Source organism: Desulfobulbus alkaliphilus (assembly GCF_016918545.1).
Classification (GTDB): domain Bacteria; phylum Desulfobacterota; class Desulfobulbia; order Desulfobulbales; family Desulfobulbaceae; genus Desulfobulbus; species Desulfobulbus alkaliphilus.
Window position 1 is genome coordinate 1 of record NZ_JAFFQC010000177.1, and the last position, 472, is coordinate 472.

Annotated in this window: 1 protein-coding gene and 1 pseudogene; both read left to right on the plus strand. The window is 60.8% G+C overall.

Annotated elements, in window-relative coordinates:
• A pseudogene (locus JWG43_RS17975) lies at positions 1-214 on the plus strand (terminase); the annotation flags it as partial.
• A partial coding sequence (locus tag JWG43_RS17980) for a portal protein (protein WP_205244315.1) occupies positions 214-472 on the plus strand: 259 nt, incomplete at its 3' end. The pseudogene JWG43_RS17975 and the gene JWG43_RS17980, both read left to right, overlap by 1 nt.

Sequence of the window (472 nt, forward strand, 5' to 3'; positions counted from 1 at the left end):
GCGTGCCGGGCAGTCCGGGATCCGCTGGATAGGCACCATTCACGAGGCTACCACCTACGTCTACGACAAGAGCGGCAGCATGAACGCCCAGGACGGCTGCTACGACGACCAGCTCATGAGCTACATGATTGCCCAAGAGATGCGTGCCCGGATGCCGGCCCGCATCGTCAAACCTGAATCCTTCCGCAAACCCAAGCACTGGATGGCCAACTGATGATCAACGCCCAACCCAAGGCCCCTGAAAAAGGCGGCCTCGATACCCCGCGCCTGCTCAAACTGATGAGCGATATCAATGGCCAGCCGGACTGGCGAAGCCTTGCCAATCGAGCCTGCGCTTACTACGACAACGACCAGCTGCCACCTGCAGTGAAAAAGGCACTCGATGAGCGCGGGCAGCCCATCACTATCCACAACCTCATCGCCCCGACTATCGACGGCGTGCTGGGGATGGAGGCCAAGAGCCGTACCGACC